Origin of the sequence: Alcanivorax sp. UBA3183 (assembly GCF_002364155.1) — a bacterium.
Taxonomy (GTDB): domain Bacteria; phylum Pseudomonadota; class Gammaproteobacteria; order Pseudomonadales; family Alcanivoracaceae; genus Alcanivorax; species Alcanivorax jadensis.
On record NZ_DEXN01000009.1, the window covers coordinates 25456 to 44159 of the forward strand.

Here is an 18704-nt window from a genome sequence, read left to right on the forward strand (position 1 = left end):
CCTGGAGCGCCATAAAAAAGGCGGCCTTATGGCCGCCTTTTTTCATTGTGCTTCGCTCATTCCCACTCAATCGTCGCCGGGGGCTTGGACGAGATGTCGTAGGTCACCCGGCTGATGCCGGGGATCTCGTTGATGATCCGGCTGGAGACCAGCTCCAGGAACTCGTAGGGCAGGTGCGCCCAGCGGGCGGTCATGAAGTCGATGGTTTCCACGGCACGCAGAGCCACCACGTACTCGTAGCGGCGGGCGTCACCCACCACGCCCACTGACTTGACCGGCAGGAACACGGCGAAGGCCTGGCTGGTCTTGTGGTACAGACCGGCAGCACGCAGCTCTTCGATAAAGATATGGTCCGCCAGACGCAGGGTGTCGGCATATTCCTTCTTCACTTCACCGAGGATGCGCACGCCCAGCCCCGGCCCCGGGAAGGGGTGACGGTAGACCATGTCGTAGGGCAGACCCAGCTCCAGGCCGATCTTGCGCACTTCGTCCTTGAACAGTTCGCGCAGGGGCTCGACCAGCTTGAGCTTCATGTCTTCCGGCAGCCCACCCACGTTGTGGTGGCTCTTGATCACGTGGGCCTTGCCGGTCTTGCTGGCGGCGGATTCGATCACGTCCGGGTAGATGGTGCCCTGGGCCAGCCAGTTGGCGTTTTTCAGCTTGCTGGCCTGGTCGTCGAAGATATCGATAAAGGTGTTGCCGATGATCTTGCGCTTCAGCTCGGGATCCGCTTCGCCGGCCAGTTTGCCGAGGAAGTTGTCTTCCGCGTCCACGCGGATCACTTTCACGCCCATGTTGTCGGCGAACATTTCCATGACCTGGTCACCTTCCTGGTGACGCAGCAGGCCGTTGTCGACAAACACGCAGGTGAGCTGGTCGCCGATGGCCTTGTGCAGCAGCGCTGCCACCACGGAGGAATCCACCCCGCCGGACAGGCCCAGGATCACCTCGTCGGTGCCGACCTGCTCGCGGATGGTGTCGATGGCATCGTTGATGATGTTACTCGGCGTCCACAGGGCTTCGCAGTCACACAGCTCGCGCACGAAGCGCTCCAGCAGACGACCGCCCTGCAGGGTGTGGGTCACTTCCGGGTGGAACTGGATGCCATAGAAGCGTTTTTCATCGTTGGCCATGCCGGCGATGGGGCAGCTGCCGGTGGTGGCGGTCGCCACGAAACCGGCCGGCATCTCGCCGACACGATCACCATGGCTCATCCACACGTCCAGGTATTCCTTGCCCTGCTCTTCGTGATCGACGATGCCGTCCAGCAGGCCGTTCTTTTCCGCCTTGGCGACCCGGGCGTAGCCGAATTCGTGCTTTTCACCGGCAATCACCTTGCCGCCCAGCTGCTCGGCCATGGTCTGCATGCCGTAGCAAATACCCAGCACCGGAATGCCGGCCTCGAATACCGCATCGGGGGCACGGGGCGTTTCGGCGGCGGTGACAGACTCCGGGCCACCGGAAAGAATGATGCCCTTGGGCGCAAACTCGCGGATTTCCTCGGCGGTCATGTCGAAGGCACGGATTTCACAGTACACGCCGATTTCCCGCACCCGGCGGGCGATCAGCTGGGTGTATTGGGAACCGAAGTCCAGAATCAGGATGCGCTGGGCATGGATATCTTGCATGGCTCGCTTTCCGCTGGCGCCTGGCTGGCAGGCTGTAAATACAAGGGCCGGCTACGCCGGCCCTGAATCGTTAACGCTGACACTCGATGGCGGGCTTCAGCCTACCGGGTAGTTCGGCGCTTCCTTGGTGATTGTCACATCATGCACATGGGATTCTTTCATGCCCGCGTTGGTGACTTTCACGAATTCCGGCTTGGTGCGCATCTCTTCGATGGTGGCACAGCCGGTGTAGCCCATGGAGGCGCGCAGGCCGCCCATCAGCTGGTGAACGATGGCGCTCATGGGGCCCTTGTAGGGAACCCGGCCTTCGATACCTTCCGGCACCAGCTTCTCGATGCCGGCGGCGGCATCCTGGAAGTAGCGGTCGGAGGAACCGGTAGAGCCGGACATGGCGCCCATGGAGCCCATGCCCCGGTAGGCCTTGTAGTAGCTACCCTGGAACAGCTCCACGTCGCCGGGCGCTTCTTCGGTGCCGGCCAGCAGGGAACCGATCATGATGGCGCTGGCTCCAGCGGCCACGGCCTTGGCGATGTCACCGGAGAAGCGGATGCCACCATCGGCAATCAGCGGTACGCCGGTGCCTTTCAGGGCTTCCGCCACATCGGAGATGGCCGTGATCTGCGGCACGCCGATACCGGCCACGATGCGGGTGGTACAGATGGAGCCCGGACCGATACCGACTTTTACCGCATCGGCGCCGGCGGCAACCAGATCCCTCGCAGCAGCAGCGGTGGCAATGTTGCCGCCGATCACCTGCACCTCGGGGAAGTGTTTCTTCACCCAGGCCACCCGGTCGATAACGCCCTGGGAATGGCCGTGGGCGGTATCCACCACGATCACGTCAACACCGGCTTCCACCAGTGCGGCCACGCGCTCGTCGGTACCGGCACCGGTGCCGACGGCGGCGCCTACTCGCAGACGACCCTGAGAGTCCTTGCAGGCGTTGGGATATTTGGCGGCTTTCTCGATGTCTTTCACGGTGATCATGCCGCGCAGTTCGCCTTTATCGTTGACTACCACGACTTTTTCGATGCGATGCTTGTGCAGCAGGGCCTGAACTTCATCCGCGCCAGCGCCTTCCTGCACGGTCACCAGCCGGTCCTTGCCGGTCATGATGTCCTGCACGCACTGGTCGTAGTTGGTGATGAAGCGGGTATCACGGCTGGTGACAATGCCGACAACCTCATTGCCTTTCACCACCGGCACACCGGAAATGTTATTGGCTTCGGTAATGCGCAGCAGCTCGGCCACGGTGGTTTCCGGGCTCACGGTGATGGGATCTTTCACCACGCCGGATTCGTATTTCTTTACCATGCGCACGTTACGCGCCTGGTCGGCTGTATCCATGCTTTTATGGAGGATACCGATGCCCCCTTCCTGCGCCATGGTGATGGCCAGGCGGTGCTCGGTAACCGTATCCATGGCTGCGGACGCCAACGGAATATTCAGAGCAATGTCCCGAGTCAGTTTCGATTTCAGGGACACGTCCTTGGGCAGCACATTGGAATGGGCGGGAACAAGCAAAACGTCGTCAAACGTTAGTGCCTCTTGCGCAATTCTGAGCATATTGCACCGTAGGGAGTGAGGGGGGCCCCTGGCAGGTCCGCCGGGTGGAGCGGCGGCACCTCGAGACAGGCACCCCGTTAAATTAGGCGGGCGATTATACGTCAAGGGCGGTCGGTCACACAATCACCGCTGGCCCACGGCAAAAAAACTCGCTACCCTCCCGCGATGACATTTTCATCCCGCGCTGAACCGCTGTCCATCAGTCAACTGAACCTGGAAGCCCAGGGCCTGCTGGAAGGTTCCTTCCCGCTGATCTGGCTGCAGGGCGAACTATCCAACTTTTCCCGCCCGGCCTCCGGCCATTGGTACTTCAGCCTGAAAGACTCGCGTGCCCAGATTAATGGGGCCATGTTTCGAAATCGCAACCGGCTGCTCGACTTTAATCCCCAGAATGGGCAGCAGGTGCTGATCCGCGCCAAAGTCACTCTCTATGTCCCTCGTGGCAACTTCCAGATTGTCGTGGAACACATGGAGCCGGCCGGTCAGGGGGCGCTGAAGGCACAATTCGACGCCCTCAAGGCCCAGCTGCAGGCGGAAGGCCTGTTCGCTCAGGAACGCAAGCGCGCCCTGCCCGCCTGGCCTACCCAGATCGGAGTCATCACCTCCCCCAGCGGCGCCGCCATCCGCGATATTCTGCAGGTCCTCAAACGCCGCTGCCCGTCCATTCCGGTGGTGATCTACCCGGCGGCGGTACAGGGCGCCGATGCACCGGCACAACTGCGTCAGGCGCTGGATGTGGCGATTGCTCGGGACGAATGCGACGTGCTGATCATCGGCCGTGGCGGCGGCTCCCTGGAGGATCTCTGGGCGTTCAACGATGAAGCCCTGACCCGCGCCGTGGCCGCCTGCCCGATTCCCATTGTCTCGGCCGTGGGTCACGAAGTGGATACCGGCCTTACCGATTTTGCCGCCGACCTGCGAGCGCCGACTCCGTCCGCGGCAGCCGAGCTGGTGAGCCCGGACCTGTCGGTGGTCACGCAACGGCTGGGCGGCCTGCATCGTCGCCTGCGCTGGGTGATGGCCCAGCAGTTGCGGACGCCACAGGAACGTCTGCGCCATCTCAGCCAGCGCTTGCGCTCGCCGCGCCAGTCCCTGGAACAAAGCAGCCAACGGCTGGATGAATTGCAGGGCCGTCTGCAGCGCCATATGCAACAACGGCTGGCGCTAGCGCAAAGCCGCCTGCGCCCCAACCAGCAACGGCTGGCCCGGCTATCGCCGGAACGCCTTTTGGCGGACCGCCAGCAACGGCTGCAGACGCTGGAAAAACGCCTGCCGCAGCCCTTGCTGCGGCTGATCCAGCAGCAGCAGGTGCAACTGGGCAATCTGGGCAAACGGCTGCACACCGCCAGCCCCCTGGAGACCCTGGGTCGTGGCTACAGCATTACCTTCAAGGGGGACGAAGCGGTGCGCTCCGTCAGCCAGTTGCAGGCCGGCGATACCCTGACCACCCGCCTGGCAGACGGCGAAGTCAGCGCCCGTGTTGAGCGTGTTCAGGGGTCAGATAAGGGCTCAGCACCCGAGTAAGCTGCTGACGGCGGAAGGGCTTGGCCAGGTGGGCATTCATGCCCGCCACCATGCAGCGGTCGCGCTCTTCGTCCATGGCATTGGCGGTGAGCGCCACCACCGGGATTGGCGCCCGCCCCCGCTCTCTCTCCCATTGCCGTAACTCGCGGGTGGCTTCCAGGCCATCCATCACCGGCATCTGCACATCCATGAGAATGCAGTCGAAATCCCGCTGACGCACTTTTTCCAAGGCTTCGCGCCCGTTGCTGGCGGTCACCACGGTGACCCCCATGTGCTCCAGCAGCCGCCGCGCCACCAGCAGATTCACATCGTTATCTTCCACCAGCAGTACCAGCCCGAAAAGCAGGCCGCCGACACGGTCTTCCTCGTCGGCGGGCACCGCCAGCGGCGCCGGCGCCTGAGTGCGATAGAGCAAGCGCAAGGACAGGGTAAAGGTACTGCCGCCGCCCTCGTCGCTGCTCACTGTCAGGGTGCCACCGAGCATTTCACTGAGACGGCGGGCGATGGCCAGCCCCAGACCGGTGCCGCCAAAGCGACGTGAGGTGGACGAGTCGACCTGCGAAAAGGCTTTGAACAAATCACTCTGGCGATGCTGGGGAATACCAATACCGGTGTCGCGCACCGCCAGGGCCAGGTCCAGCCAGTCATCGCGAACCTGGGCGGTGGTGATCCCCAGAACCACGCCCCCTTCCTGGGTGAATTTCACCGCATTGGAAATCAGGTTATTGAGCACCTGACGCAACCGGGTGGGGTCGCTGCGCACCATTTTACCAGCCAGCTCCCCGGCGTTTTCCAGGCGCAGATACAGGCCCTTGCTTTCCGCCATGTAGCGGAAGGTGGCCACACAGTTTTCCAGCAGCGGCAGCAGCTCGAAAAACACCGGGTCCAGATCCATGCGTCCGGCTTCGATGCGGGAAAAATCGAGAATATCGTTGATCACATCCAGCAGGTGCCCGGTGGATTCCAGCGCGGCAAGGGTGTATTCGTGCTGCTCTTCGCTCTGCGGGGTTTCTTCCAGCAGTTGCAACATGCCCAGCACCCCGTTCATCGGCGTGCGCAGCTCGTGACTCATCATGGCCAGAAAGTCACTCTTGGCCTGGCTGGCAGACTGTGCCTGACGATGTGCATGACGGAGTTTGTCGATGGCAGTCTGCTGCTCGCGATGCGCCCCTTCCAGGCTGCTGGCAAGCTCGTTGATATCGTCCTGCAGTTCTGCCAACTCGCCGCGCAGGTGACTGCGGCCGCGGACCCGATAATCGCCATTGCGCAGGGTGCGCAACAGGCCGGACAGATAGCCCAGCGGGGAAGCAATCTGGCGGGCCAGGTAATGGGCGATCCAAAGGCCGATGATGGTAGCGAACAGGGCCGGCAACAGGCTTGCCAGCAGGATCTCCTTCTGCCGCGCCAGTAGCCGGGCACTGGACATGCCCAGCACCACTTCGCCGATTCGCTCGGGCTGGCTGTCGCTCTCTGCCCCTTCCAACAAATCGCTATCGGATACCGGCTGGCGATAAATGCCGGAGTGGAATTCCAGCACGTCGGCATGGTCCTGACGTTGACCACGCCCCTCGTAGAGCAACACCTTGCCTTCACCGTCGTGGAAGACCACGTATTGCAGGTCTGCCTGCTGCATGGCCAGGCGTGCCTGGCGGCGCAGATCATCATAGTTACCTGCCAGCACCCCATACTCCGACGAGGAGGCAATCTGCTGGGCCAGGTAGCTGCCCAGTTCACGCAAATCCCGATCGGCATCCTCGAAGCGCTGCCAGGTCAGCGCCACCAACAGCAGCAACAGCATGATCAGGGCCGGAATCAGCCCGAGAAGCTGCAGCTGCTTGCGGATGCCCGCCCCTTTTTTCATGGTTTCTTTCATGCCCTCTCTCATGGAGAAACCTCCAGGGCTTCACGAAGGGAGTCGATGTCGTGAAACACCATGTCGAAGCTGTTGGCCACGTGCTCATTCACAGCAACGGTGGGGGTATGCACAAAGCCGGAACGCCGCAACCGCTTGCTGCTTTGGAAAAATTGCAGATGCACCAGCGTCTCGGCGACCAGATCCGCACCGCTGGCATACAGGCTGGCCACGCTCCCCGCCTGCACATAGGCATGATCGGGACCGAACACCGGGCGACGCAGCCGGTAGCTGGTCAGCAACACCAGCTTGGCGGTACCGGGACCAAACAACTCGCCATCCACCGGTAACACCAGGGCATCAAACCTGGCCAGACTTTCGCGCAGGCGATCTCCCATCTCATCCACCGACGAGACCGGCAGTGCGGTCAGCCCCAGGCGACCCTGATAATCCTGCACCATGCCCGGTGTCCAGGCACTGTGCGGGCCGATAATCACCCCCACGCGGCGCGCCAGGGGCATCATGATCTCCAGCATGGCCAGCTGATCGTGCAATGCCACGCCGGCCCAGATGCCCTCACACTGGCATCGTTTGCGCTTGGCCAGGGTGACCGCTGACCGGCTCACATAGACACCCAGTAATGGCTTGTCCAGTTTCTGAGCACGCCGGAACACCTGATCACCGATGGCGATCAGCAACTCTGCCTGTGTGGGATCGGCCACCCGGGTAATCGATGGCGTGGCGGCGTCGTCCAGCGCCTGAATAAAACTGTCGCGGAAGGGCCCATCCTCGGCAAGCACATGCACCGGCAGCGGGGTCTGGGCGCACAGGGACGGCGCCAGCCAGGCCAGCCACAACAAAAGGATGAGGCGTCCCTGCCGTTTCATATCAGGGCCTGTTCGCGCTATGTCTGTGGCCCCTGCTGGAGTCATTTTTTTGTCCAGTGGTGTCAGACGATATGCCGTGTAGTTGCTCTACATAAATATCGTCTGGCGCTGCTGAGCGGAAAAAGGGCCCAGCCCCTCGGGTTGTACCCCAAAATGCGCCACTCGTTGTTGCTCGTCGTTCATTTGGAATAACCAAACATTACTCCTAGCGCCTAGATTTGCGCATTTTGGGGTGCAACAGGGGCCACAGACATAGCGCGAACAGGCCCTTTATATCCTCACCGCCAGTCCCAACCAGAAACGGTCTTCCTGATAGCGGTTTTCCTCGAAGACCACCGGTTCCTTGTTCAGGGCATGCTGTACCACGCCCTTCCATTCCAGCTCCGTGTCGATCACCCGGTGCCGGAAACGCACCTGCAGATCCAGGCGCTCGAACACATTGTCGTTGTAGTCGTTGGCCAGGTAATAGGCGCTGGACAATCCCCAATGCTGGCTCAGCTGCCAGGCCCACAGGGCACTGGCGCTGTCACGGGCCGCCAGACGCCCCTCGGTCTTCTTGTTGACGCGGGTATGGATGTGGGCACCGGTAAGGCGCAGCAAGTGATTCACACCGGGCCGCCAGCTCAGCTGGGCCTCCGTGCCCTGGTGGTCCACCCGGCCTTCGTTGTTGGGTTCGAACTCGAAGGGGTTGAGGGCATGGCTGAGCAGGTCAGTGAGCTCTTCCTGGAAATAGCGCACATCCAGCTCCAGGCCTGGGAACTGGCCGTAATAGCCCAGTTCCCAGGAGCGAATGCGCTCAGGCTTGAGAGTGCCGGGGCTGGTCTGGGTAATAAAGAAACTGGCCGGCGCCCAGCCCAGCAGGGCTTCGGTATTGTCGGCAAAGGGCGATGACAGTTCCCGGGCGCGGATATTGGTGCGCGCCTGGTCTTCGTAGATATCCGGGGTGCGCAGGGCCCTGGAAAACACATAGCGGAAGCTGTGCCCCGGCGCCGCTCGCCAGTTGAGCCCCAGCCGGGGGCTGAAATGCTGGCCGGAGATGCTGTCACGCTCCCAGTAGCCGCCCAGATTGAGGGTCACCGGGCGCAGCAGATCTACTGCCAGATTGCCAAAGGCGCGGTAACTGACATTGTCGTAGGTGCCGGACAGATAACTGTCGGAGCTGACCCGGTCGTGGCGCAGGTTCAGACCGCTGACCAGCCGTACCCGATCACCCATTTGCAGGGTGTCCTGGATTTCCAGGTCGTAACGCTCTTCCTCGATATCCAGCGCGCTGGCGGCACAGAAAGGCGCATTGGCGGACTGCAGGCTAGCGTACCGGTTGGCAAAATCCGGATCACTCTGTGCCGCCGCAAAGGTGGCGCCCACGTCCCGGTTATTTTCCAGATACAGCTCACGTAGCTCCCGGGAAAACAGCACCCCGCCGCCCGGCCCAGGCTGCCCGGTCAGAGGGTCCAGATAGCAGACCGAGAAATCCGTTACGTCGCGGGTGTACTGGCCATAGCCGGTAATCTGCAACTGGTGGTGCTGGTCGAAGGCATGCTGCCATTGCAGGGAGGCAAAGGCTCGCTGGCCTTTTTGTACCGGGTCCTGCTGGTAGATGCCGATATCCTGCACCCCGCCTTCCTGTTGCCGCTCCAGGCGGTTCTGGCTGCCGCCGGCCTGCATGATCAGGGTATTGCGCGGGTCCAGTTCACGGACCCATTCGCCATTGAGAGTTTCAATCCGTTTGTCGTCATTGAGCTGGCGGCCTTCAAAGGGTTCGTCGTAGCCGTCATCCGCGCGCCGTGACAGGGACGCTCGCCAGGCATCTGTGCCCGTCCGCCCTGCGGCGGAGGCATAGCCATCGCGGATGGCGTTATTGCCGCCTTGCACCGCCAGGGTGTGCTTGCTGATATCGCGGGGATCGCGGGTAATGATATTGATGACAGCGGTGAAGGCGTTGGCACCGTAGGCAGCCGCTGCCGGGCCACGGGTGACTTCGATGCGCTCCACATCGCGGATGTCCACGGGCATGTCGTTCCAGTTCACCCGCGCCAGACCGGGCTGATACTGGCTGCGGCCGTCCAGCAACACCAGCATGCGGCGCGAATCCCGGGCCTGGGTGCCGTGGTAGGCCACCGTGGGTACGTTGCCATCTACTTTGACCGCGGACATGCCCGGCACCAGCCGCAGCACCTCGTAGAGTTCCCGGGCGCCGCTGGCTTCGATCAGGTTACGGTCGATGACGGTGACACTGGCGGGCGCTTCAGACTGGGGCTGGCTGACCCGGGCTGGGGTCAGCACCATTGCCGGCTCATCGGCCAGCGGCATCATCGGCTCCATGCCCTGCACGCCCTGCGCACAGGCCAACCCCAGCAGGCCTTGCCCCCAGTATTTGCCCCACGATCCCCGACGTTTGATGTGGCCCCCTCCCCCGTGCAGCGGGGTTACTTCTTGAAGCGTTTGATCATTCTCTTGCGCTTGTGCACCTGGCGATCCGTCAGTGTGTTCTTGCGCCCTTCAAAAGGATTGGAACCGGATTTGAATTCCAGCCGGATGGGCGTGCCGTCCAGTTTCAACAACTCGCGAAAGCGGTTTTCCAGAAAGCGTTTGTAGCTGATCGGCAGAGATTCGGTACGATTACCGTGCAAGATAATCGTAGGCGGATTATTACCACCCAGGTGCGCGTAACGAAGCTTGGCGCGGAAACGGCCATTACGCGGCGGCGGATGACCGGCGGTAATGCTTTCCATGATGCGCGTCATCTCGTTGGTGCCCACCTTGATAAAGGCCGAGTCCCAGGCTTTTTCAATCATGCCCCACAGATCACCCACCCCGGTGCCATGCAGCGCAGAGATGAACTTGATCTTCACCCAGGGAGCAAATTCCAGGCGGCGCCCCAGTTCCACGCGCACCCGTTCCTTGTGGTCCGCATCCAGACCATCCCACTTGTTCACTGCAATCATCAGGGCGCGGCCACTATCGAGCACATAGCCCAGCAGGTGGAGATCCTGATCGGTGATGCCTTCCCGGGCATCGATCACCAGCACCACCACCTGGGCGGCATCCACCGCCTGCAGCGCCTTGATCACGGAAAACTTTTCCACGGTTTCGGCAACCTTGCCACGGCGGCGTACCCCAGCGGTATCAATCAGGGTATAAGCCTTTTCCATGCGCTCGAAGGGAATCTCGATGGAATCCCGGGTGGTGCCGGCGTGGTCGAATACCACCACACGCTCTTCCCCCAGCATGCGGTTGATCAGGGTGGATTTGCCCACATTGGGGCGACCCAGCACGGCCACGCGAATGCTGCCGTCACTGGTATCCACCGGCTCACCCTGTTCATCGTAATAGGGTTCCAGATCTGGAAATGCCGCCAATATGATTTCGATCATGCTGCGCACGCCACGACCATGGGCAGCCGCGATGGGCAGCACGTCGCTGAGGCCCAGGGCATAGAAATCCGCCATGGCCGTATCCGGATCGATGCCGTCGGTCTTGTTCACCACCAGATAGGTGGGCTTGGGGAGCTTGCGCAGCTCCATGGCAATCTGCTCATCGGCCGCGGTCAGGCCGGCCCGACCGTCGACCAGGAACAACACCAGGTCCGCCTCACCTACCGCCAACAATGACTGCTCTGTCATGGGCGCGTCGATGCCATCGTCGTTTTCCCCGATGCCACCGGTATCCACAACGGTATACAGATAATCCCCCAGCCGACCGTCACCGTACTTTCGGTCACGGGTCAGGCCCGGGTAATCCGCTACCAAAGCGTCACGGGTACGGGTAAGTCGGTTAAACAGGGTGGATTTGCCCACATTGGGCCGCCCCACCAGGGCGATGACCGGTTTCATAGTTGTCTCTGCAAGGATGTCTGGGCGCTATGGTAACGCAATTCGGTGATAGAGGCGGAGAGAAGAAAATCAGGAAAACAGGGGCAGGCGCAATGGGAGCGGCCACTTGGCCGCTCCCTCTTGTTGAGATTAACGTTCTTTCAGTTGGTACGCGGCCAGTTTGCCGTCATAGCTGAGCACATAGAGGACACCATCGTAGCTCACGGCGGTGCCGGCAAAGCCATCCCAGTCGTGGCGTTTGCGGGCAACGATGCTGCCATCGTCCACATCCAGCCAGTGCAGATAGCCTTCGAAATCGCCAATCACCACGTGATTGCCCTGTACTGCGGTACCGGTAAGACGGCGACCATAGAGCTTGTCCTGCTTCCACAGAACCGTACCACTGCGCATATCCAGGGCACGTACCACGCCTGTGTCGTCAGCCACGAACAGGCTGCCATTGCTGGCACTGATGATCTGCGCGCTGGACAGTTCCTTTTCCCAGTAGGGGCGACCATTTTCCTGGTCCACCACTGCCGCCTTGCCCTGGAAGGTCACGGCGAACACGCCACCGCCTTCCACGATCAGGTTGCTGTCCACATCCACCAGGCGGTCCAGTTCGGAGCGTCCGGTGGGTTCGGCGATACGTTGCTCCCACAGCGGGATACCGTTCTCCAGATCCAGCGCCGCCAGCTTGGCGTTGGCAAAACCGGCGTAGGCCTTGCCGTTATCCAGGGTAGGCTGCGCCAGCCCGCGCAGGGTCAGGGTGGGCACCGGGGTCTCGTAGTCCCACAGCTGCTCGCCGCTTTCCACATCCAGGGCCGTCACATGGCCATCCTGGGTCTGGAATACAGCAACATTGCCGTCACTGGCGGGAATCGCCAGGGCTTCGCCGGAAAGCGTGGTGCGCCAGAGGGTATCGCCGGTTTCCATGGACAGGGCCACGGCCACCCCCTCGCGGGTACCGTAGAGCACCATGCCGTAGCCGGCATAGAAGCCACCGGCAATGCGGTCCTCGGTTTTCACCCGCCACTGGCGCTTGCCCTTGTCGCGGCTGACCGCATAGACATCGCCAAACACATCACCGGCAAATACCTGTTGCTCGGTCACCGCCGGGCGCAGGGACAATTGACTGTCCTCCACCCCGTTGCCGACGCCCTCTTTCCAGAGCCGCTTGACCTTGTAGCTGGCCTCGAATTTCGGCAAGTCATTGGGCTCAATGGCATTGGGGTTGGAGCTACAGCCGGCCAGCACGAGGCTGGCCAAAATCACGGGGAGAAGGAAATATTTCATTTAGCTCTTCAGGTCGTCCAGTTTCATCTGCACACGGTCTTTTTCACCACCGTCCTGCAGGACATCCAGGGCCTGTGTGTAAAGATCGCGGGCCTGTTCTGCCTCGCCCTGGGCCTTGGCCACATCGCCTCTCAGCTCCAGCGCCATGCCGTTAAAGGCCGACGGAAAGCTTTTGCCGAGCAGGTCATCGGCCTTGTCCCAGGCCTGCTGCTGCAGGAACACCCGGGCCAGACGCAAGCTGGCGGTGTAGCTCAGCTCATCGGTGGCACCATCATCGGCCACCGGCTGCAGGAAGCTCACAGCCTTGTCGTAGTCCGCGTCCTGCACAGCCAGGTTGGCCTTGGCCAGGCGGGCGTAATCCGCATAGGCGCTGCTGGAGAAGTCCTCCATCAGCAGGTCGGCCTTGTCGTTGATGACCGCCGCATCCATGGGGTTGGCGGACAGGGCTTCCACCATGACCTGGTAGTGAGCTGACGCTTCAGAAGCCTGCTCACCCTGATGACCCTGCCATTGACGCCAGCCAATCAGCGCAGCCACCGCCAGCACTACAGTAATCACTGCAGCGGTACCGTTTTCCTGCCACCAGGCCTTGATGCGTTCGACCTGTTCTTCTTCGTCGCGGATGTAATCGACCACCCTGCTCTCCTTTCGTTTTTATTGCCGGGAAGTGTTCTTCCTGACGCTTGGGTATTTCGTTTGTTCCGGTGCACAAATCAACGCCGGGGGTAGCAAACTACAAGCTGCCTATTTATTCCAGAAACGATATCAGTGCGTTGGTGACATCGCCCTGTGCAACCTGCTGCTGCTCACCTTGGCCGCGCAACGGCTTCACCGTGACGACCCCACTGGCCAGTTCATCTTCGCCCATGATCAGGGCGACGGCCGCACCGCTGCGGTCTGCCTTTTTCATCTGGCTTTTAAAACTTCCGCCGCCGCAATGGAGCTGAATGCCACGACCTGGCATGGCATCGCGCAGTTGCTCGGCCAGCGCCATGGCGGGGGTCAGTGCATCACCCATGGCCATTACATAGACGTCCACGGCGGCCGACAGTTCCGGCTTTTCCTGCTCGATCAGCAGAATCAGTCGTTCCACGCCCATGGCAAAGCCCACACCGGGAGTCGGTTTGCCACCCAGCTGCTCCACCAGGCCATCATAGCGACCGCCGGCACAGACGGTGCCCTGGGCGCCGAGGGCGTCGGTGGTCCACTCGAACACGGTCTTGCCGTAGTAGTCCAGGCCCCGCACCAGGTAGGGGTTCACTTTATAAGCAATGCCGTTGGCATCGAGCAAGGCTTTCAGGCCATCAAAATGCTCGCGGGCGTCTTCATTGAGGTAATCCGCCAGCTGCGGCGCATCCTTGAGCACTTCGCGGGTACCCGGGTCTTTGCTGTCCAGCACCCGCAGGGGGCTGCGCTCGAGGCGTTTCTGCGAATCCTCGTCCAGCTGTTCGAAATGGGTCTTCAGGTAATCCAGCAGGGCGTCGCGATAACGGGCCCGGTCGTCACTGTCGCCCAGGGAATTGAGCTCCAGGGTGACCTTGTCGGCCAGGCCCAGGGCTTTCCAGAGACGGGCGGTGAGCAGAATCACTTCCGCATCGATGTCCGGACCGGTGATGCCGAACACTTCCACGCCAATCTGGTGAAACTGACGATACCGGCCAGCCTGGGGACGCTCATGACGGAACATGGGGCCGGTGTACCAGAGCCGCTGGGTCTGGTTATACAGCATGCCGTGCTGCTCACAGGCACGTACGCAGCTGGCGGTACCCTCCGGACGCAGGGTCAGGCTGTCGCCGTTACGATCATCGAAGGTGTACATCTCTTTTTCGACGATATCAGTGACTTCGCCGATGCTGCGCTTGAACAGGTCGGTCTGTTCCACCACGGGCATACGGATTTCCTGGTAGCCGTAGCTGGCCAGCACAGCGCGGACCTTGTCTTCCAGCCACTGCCAGAGACCCGTCTGTTCCGGCAGGATGTCGTTCATCCCGCGGATGGAGGTGATTTTCTTGCTCACGAAAATTCCTTGGTAAAAAAGTCGGACGTCTGATGTCAGACGTCTGACGCGAAAGCCTTCAGGCTTCAGGCGTCTGACATCAGACTCTCGACGTCCGACCTGTCATTCACTTCTTGCGATAATGCCTTTGGCTTCGTCGTCACGCTGTTTCTGCACCTTGGCCCGAACCATGCGTTCCAGTTCATCGACCAGATTGTCCGCGGTGATGTGATGACTCTTTTCACCGTCCCGATACGCAAGATTGTTAGGTGTGCCCCCGGTCAGGCCCACGTCTACTTCCCGGGCTTCGCCGGGACCGTTGACCAGGCAACCAATCACCGCCAGGTCCACGGACTCGTTGATATCTTCCAGGCGCGCTTCCAGCTCGTTGACGGTCTTGATCACGTCGAAGTTCTGCCTGGAGCAGCTTGGGCAGGCGATGATGTTCACGCCTTTCTTGCGCAGGTTCAGGCTTTTCAGAATGTCGAAGCCCACGCGCACTTCCTCCACCGGATCGGCAGCCAGGGAAATGCGGATGGTATCGCCAATGCCTTCCATCAGCAGAGCGCCCAGCGCCACAGCGGATTTCACCGTGCCGGAGCGGAAGGTACCCGCTTCAGTCACACCCAGGTGCAACGGCTGTTCCAGCTGGGCAGACAATTTACGGTAGGCCTGCAGGGTCATGAAGACATTGGAGGCCTTCACACTGACCTTGAAGTCCTGAAAATCATAGCGGTCGAGAATATCCGCATGGCGCATGGCGGATTCCACCAGCGCATCGGACGTGGGCTCACCGTATTTACGCTGCAGCTCCTTTTCCAGGGAGCCGGCGTTCACGCCAATACGAATCGGGATACCCTTGTCCTTGGCGCACTGGATCACTGCCTTGATACGATCTTCGCGGCCGATATTGCCCGGGTTGATACGCAGGCAATCCACGCCACGCTCTGCCACAGCCAGGGCAATCTTGTAGTCATAGTGGATATCCGCCACCAGCGGCACATCCACCTGCTGACGAATCTTTCCGAAGGCGTCGGCGGCGTCCATGCTGGGCACCGAGACGCGCACGATATCCACACCGGCATCCTGCAAGCGGCGGATCTGGCCAACGGTGGCGTCCACATCGCAGGTTTCGGTATTGGTCATGCTTTGCACGGAGATGGGGGCATCGCCGCCCACGGGGACGTTGCCGACAAAAATCTGCCGGGTCTTGCGGCGCTGGATTTTGACTTCCGGTTCCATGGTGTTTCTACCCTCGCGAATCAGGGAATGGAGACTCGCACAACTGTACCGGGGGAATTCGTCGGCAAGGTGACAACCTCGCCATTGAGAATCAGTTCATCAACGGCCCCGGCATCGCCCAGAGTCAGGCTGAACGGCGCTTTGCCATCCAGTTGCAACGCGGCGCCGCCCTGCTGTTCACCCTGGCGCAAGGTGCGGCCAGTGGCGTCCTTGACGCTGATCCAGCAATTGCCGGAAAACGCCATCAGCAGGCGGTCGAGGCCGTTTTCGGCCAACATGCTCGGGGCAGGCTCGTCGCTGCTCTCTACACTATTTAGACTCTCGGCACTGTTACCGTCTGCCGCCGCCCCGGTGTCTTCAGGCTGGGCGTCGTTGGCAGTATCGTAAAGGGACTGGGGGGAAAGCTCGTCACCGGCGCCCTGCTCTGGCGCCGATTCCGGCTCACCGGGAAAAGGGCCAGTTTCGCCGCCGACCTCTTCATCAGCCTGCAGAGAAACACGTTCTTCAGGCGCATTCATTCCGGAGGTAGACAACGGCGCCAGCGCTTCTTCTTCAGGCCACAGCCAGATCAGCAGCGCCACCACAACCAGCAGGGCCACTACCGCCAGCAACGGCTTGCGCCACACGGACGGCGGCGGCGCCATTTTCGGCAGATCCAGCGGCTTATCGAAAGCATCATCGTTAACTATCTGCTGGAAGGTGTTGGCAATTTCATCCGCTGGCAAGCCGAGTAACCTGGCGTAATTCTTCAGGTAACCCTTGACGAAGGTTGCCTCAGGCAAACGCTCGTAGTCATCCGCTTCCAGGGCTACCAGGTAACTCTGGGAGAGATGCATCTTCTTCGCCGCTTCGGCAGGGGTCCAGCCCAGTGCCTCACGGGCTTTGCGACAACGTTCACCCGGTAGCACGACCATGTTATCGCTCATTTCCCGCTCTCCTGAGAGGCTTTCCAATTCTGCCACTCACGGTATTCTCCGGAGCGGCGATGCATGTTTTCCAGTGCCAGCTCATAGCTGGACTGCTGATCTTCGTGACCCAACCTACTTGCCAGACGGATGCCGAGCCACAGGGATCGGGCACTCTGCCGACCACTGCGCTGTAGATACTGCTGGTAGTAATCCCAGGCAAGTCGCATGCGATCTTGCCGCTGGTACAGTTCGGCCAGTTCCAGGTTCGGTGTTACGGCCCTGGGGTCGAGGCGAATCGCTTTGACAAAGGCCTTTTCCGCGGCGTCATCATTGCCCAGCTGGCGATAACACCTGCCCATGTTGGCCCAAGCGCTGCCTCGACCCTGGTAGGAAGGATCATTGGCAGCGCGCTCGAATTTTTCCAGTGCGTCCTGGTAAGCACCACGACTGTAAAGCATGGTGCCGTAATTATTCAGCGCCGGAGCAAAGTTGCGATCTGCCCGTAACGCTTTCTTGTAATGAAACTCTTCCCGTTCGGGGTCATTTTCGTATTTGTAGAGCAGAGCCATGGCGTTGTGCGCCACCGCGCTGTCATCGTTGTGGGCAAGAGCCCGGGAGAAATGCCGGCGCGCCTCGGAAGGATTGCCCTGCTGCATATACTGCAGGCCCGCGGCAACACGGCTGGTTACCGCATCGTCCACTTTGACTTCCCGTTGCCCCGAATCCACCGTCACACACCCGGTAGCCAACAGACTTGCGATCAGCAAGCCTGGAAAAACCCGAAAAAAACGTCTCATTGCGCTTGCGCTGTGTTGTTATCGGTTTGTTCGGAGCGGTGAAAAATGGATTGCTTCCAGCGCTCACTGCGCCGGGTCCGATCTTGCACCTGCCCCACCAGCTGACCACAGGCGGCATCAATATCGTCACCGCGCGTTGTCCTTACGGTAGTCAGCAATCCATTGTCATTCAGGTACTTATGAAACTCCAGAATATCGCTTTTCCGTGACCGTTCATAACCGGCATGGGGAAAAGGATTGAACGGGATCAGATTGACCTTCACCGGAATGCCGTTAAGCAGCTTGACCAGCTGACGGGCATGCTCCGGTTTGTCGTTCACATCACGCAGCATCACGTATTCCATGGTAATGGTTTTATGACGATGGGTGATGTTGTCGCTGTAGCGCTTGCAGGCCGCCATCAGTTCTTTCAGCGGGTACTTGCGGTTCAGCGGCACTAGTTCGTTACGCAGCTCGTCATTGGGTGCGTGCAGGCTGACGGCCAGCGACACATCCAGATCCTGGCTGAGCTGGTCCATCCTCGGGATATGGCCGGAGGTAGAGAGGGTGATGCGCTTCTTGCCGATACCGTAACCCAGGTCATCTTTCATGATGCGCATGGCGGTAAGCACATTGTCATAATTGAGCATGGGTTCGCCCATGCCCATCATCACCACATTGGTGATGGGGTGTTCGCCAAGATTGCGACGGGGACCAAAAGCGCGGCTGGCCTGCCACACCTGGCCGATGATCTCGGCGCTGGTCATGTCGCGCTGGAAACCCTGCTTGCCGGTGGAGCAGAAACTGCAATCCACGGCACAGCCGACCTGGGACGACACGCACAGAGTGCCGCGGCGACCATCAGGGATAAAAACGGTTTCCACAGAACCACCGCCGCTCAGTTCGAACACCCATTTGCGGGTGCCGTCACGGCTGATGCTTTCATGAGCTACATCCGGGCCACGGATTTCCGCCACCTCGGAGAGTTTCTGGCGCAATGCCTTGCCCACATCGGTCATTTGCTCGAAGGAATCCGCCTGATGGTGGTGGATCCATTTGAGTACCTGCTGGGCACGGAACTTCTTCTCGCCCATTTCCAGGAAGAATTCTTCCATTTGCGGACGGGAAAGACCGAGCAGATTGACCTTCTGTTGGGTTGTCATAGCATTCTCCAGTCAGACTGTTTAGTCAGTCTGTATACAAGTCTGCCACGGCAGGCG

At 60.7% G+C, this 18704-nt stretch carries 14 protein-coding genes; 1 reads left to right on the forward strand and 13 read right to left on the reverse strand.

Annotated elements, in window-relative coordinates; genetic code table 11:
* Window positions 1–56 precede the first annotated feature (56 nt).
* The gene (guaA, locus tag B3Q33_RS03245; protein ID WP_272974446.1) at window positions 57–1628 is read right to left on the reverse strand and encodes a glutamine-hydrolyzing GMP synthase; all 1572 of its coding nucleotides are present in this window, start codon (window positions 1626–1628) and stop codon (window positions 57–59) included.
* Window positions 1629–1724: 96 nt separating this feature from the next.
* Entirely contained in the window at window positions 1725–3194 is a 1470-nt protein-coding gene (gene guaB / locus B3Q33_RS03250) for an IMP dehydrogenase (RefSeq protein WP_035249070.1), read from the reverse strand.
* 165 nt (window positions 3195–3359) lie between these two features.
* Here guaB and xseA point away from each other — a divergent pair, with 165 nt between their 5' ends.
* Window positions 3360–4718, forward strand: a complete 1359-nt coding sequence (gene xseA, locus B3Q33_RS03255; RefSeq protein WP_035249072.1) for an exodeoxyribonuclease VII large subunit — start codon at window positions 3360–3362, stop codon at window positions 4716–4718.
* Here the strand turns inward: xseA and B3Q33_RS03260 are convergent.
* The 11 genes from B3Q33_RS03260 to rlmN form a co-directional block, all read right to left on the reverse strand.
* Window positions 4663–6591: an ATP-binding protein gene (locus tag B3Q33_RS03260; RefSeq protein ID WP_272962705.1), complete on the reverse strand. Its 1929-nt coding sequence runs from the start codon at window positions 6589–6591 to the stop codon at window positions 4663–4665. The two genes, xseA and B3Q33_RS03260, sit on opposite strands and share 56 nt — an antisense overlap.
* Window positions 6592–6599: 8 nt before the next feature.
* Complete coding sequence (locus tag B3Q33_RS03265) at window positions 6600–7457, reverse strand: hypothetical protein (protein ID WP_035249077.1); 858 nt, start codon at window positions 7455–7457, stop codon at window positions 6600–6602.
* Window positions 7458–7727: 270 nt separating this feature from the next.
* Window positions 7728–9806: a TonB-dependent receptor plug domain-containing protein gene (locus B3Q33_RS03270; protein WP_272962706.1), complete on the reverse strand. Its 2079-nt coding sequence runs from the start codon at window positions 9804–9806 to the stop codon at window positions 7728–7730.
* A 77-nt stretch (window positions 9807–9883) separates the two neighbouring features.
* Complete coding sequence (gene der, locus B3Q33_RS03275) at window positions 9884–11290, reverse strand: ribosome biogenesis GTPase Der (protein WP_035249081.1); 1407 nt, start codon at window positions 11288–11290, stop codon at window positions 9884–9886.
* 129 nt (window positions 11291–11419) lie between these two features.
* Window positions 11420–12562 (reverse strand): outer membrane protein assembly factor BamB, encoded by a 1143-nt coding sequence (gene bamB / locus B3Q33_RS03280; RefSeq protein WP_035249083.1) that lies wholly within the window; start codon window positions 12560–12562, stop codon window positions 11420–11422.
* Entirely contained in the window at window positions 12563–13198 is a 636-nt protein-coding gene (locus B3Q33_RS03285; RefSeq protein ID WP_035249086.1) for a YfgM family protein, read from the reverse strand.
* A 112-nt stretch (window positions 13199–13310) separates the two neighbouring features.
* Window positions 13311–14579 carry a histidine--tRNA ligase gene (hisS, locus tag B3Q33_RS03290; RefSeq protein WP_272962707.1) on the reverse strand — a complete coding sequence of 423 codons (1269 nt, stop codon included), beginning with the start codon at window positions 14577–14579 and terminating at the stop codon, window positions 13311–13313.
* 102 nt (window positions 14580–14681) lie between these two features.
* The gene (gene ispG, locus B3Q33_RS03295) at window positions 14682–15800 is read right to left on the reverse strand and encodes a flavodoxin-dependent (E)-4-hydroxy-3-methylbut-2-enyl-diphosphate synthase (RefSeq protein ID WP_035249088.1); all 1119 of its coding nucleotides are present in this window, start codon (window positions 15798–15800) and stop codon (window positions 14682–14684) included.
* Window positions 15801–15820: 20 nt separating this feature from the next.
* Complete coding sequence (locus tag B3Q33_RS03300) at window positions 15821–16726, reverse strand: RodZ domain-containing protein (protein ID WP_272962708.1); 906 nt, start codon at window positions 16724–16726, stop codon at window positions 15821–15823.
* Window positions 16723–17505, reverse strand: a complete 783-nt coding sequence (gene pilW / locus B3Q33_RS03305; protein WP_035249092.1) for a type IV pilus biogenesis/stability protein PilW — start codon at window positions 17503–17505, stop codon at window positions 16723–16725. The genes B3Q33_RS03300 and pilW overlap by 4 nt, the downstream gene beginning before the upstream one ends.
* Window positions 17502–18647 (reverse strand): 23S rRNA (adenine(2503)-C(2))-methyltransferase RlmN, encoded by a 1146-nt coding sequence (gene rlmN, locus B3Q33_RS03310; protein WP_035249094.1) that lies wholly within the window; start codon window positions 18645–18647, stop codon window positions 17502–17504. The genes pilW and rlmN overlap by 4 nt, the downstream gene beginning before the upstream one ends.
* Window positions 18648–18704 lie beyond the last annotated feature (57 nt).

What these genes read in the sequence shown, in the direction of transcription:
- guaA (WP_272974446.1), bottom strand. Translation starts at nt 1,628, where the DNA reads ATGCAAGATATCCATGCCCAGCGCATCCTGATTCTGGACTTCGGTTCC.
- guaB (WP_035249070.1), bottom strand. Translation starts at nt 3,194, where the DNA reads ATGCTCAGAATTGCGCAAGAGGCACTAACGTTTGACGACGTTTTGCTT.
- xseA (WP_035249072.1), top strand. Translation starts at nt 3,360, where the DNA reads ATGACATTTTCATCCCGCGCTGAACCGCTGTCCATCAGTCAACTGAAC.
- B3Q33_RS03260 (WP_272962705.1), bottom strand. Translation starts at nt 6,591, where the DNA reads ATGAAAGAAACCATGAAAAAAGGGGCGGGCATCCGCAAGCAGCTGCAG.
- B3Q33_RS03265 (WP_035249077.1), bottom strand. Translation starts at nt 7,457, where the DNA reads ATGAAACGGCAGGGACGCCTCATCCTTTTGTTGTGGCTGGCCTGGCTG.
- der (WP_035249081.1), bottom strand. Translation starts at nt 11,290, where the DNA reads ATGAAACCGGTCATCGCCCTGGTGGGGCGGCCCAATGTGGGCAAATCC.
- bamB (WP_035249083.1), bottom strand. Translation starts at nt 12,562, where the DNA reads ATGAAATATTTCCTTCTCCCCGTGATTTTGGCCAGCCTCGTGCTGGCC.
- ispG (WP_035249088.1), bottom strand. Translation starts at nt 15,800, where the DNA reads ATGGAACCGGAAGTCAAAATCCAGCGCCGCAAGACCCGGCAGATTTTT.
- B3Q33_RS03300 (WP_272962708.1), bottom strand. Translation starts at nt 16,726, where the DNA reads ATGAGCGATAACATGGTCGTGCTACCGGGTGAACGTTGTCGCAAAGCC.
- pilW (WP_035249092.1), bottom strand. Translation starts at nt 17,505, where the DNA reads ATGAGACGTTTTTTTCGGGTTTTTCCAGGCTTGCTGATCGCAAGTCTG.
- rlmN (WP_035249094.1), bottom strand. Translation starts at nt 18,647, where the DNA reads ATGACAACCCAACAGAAGGTCAATCTGCTCGGTCTTTCCCGTCCGCAA.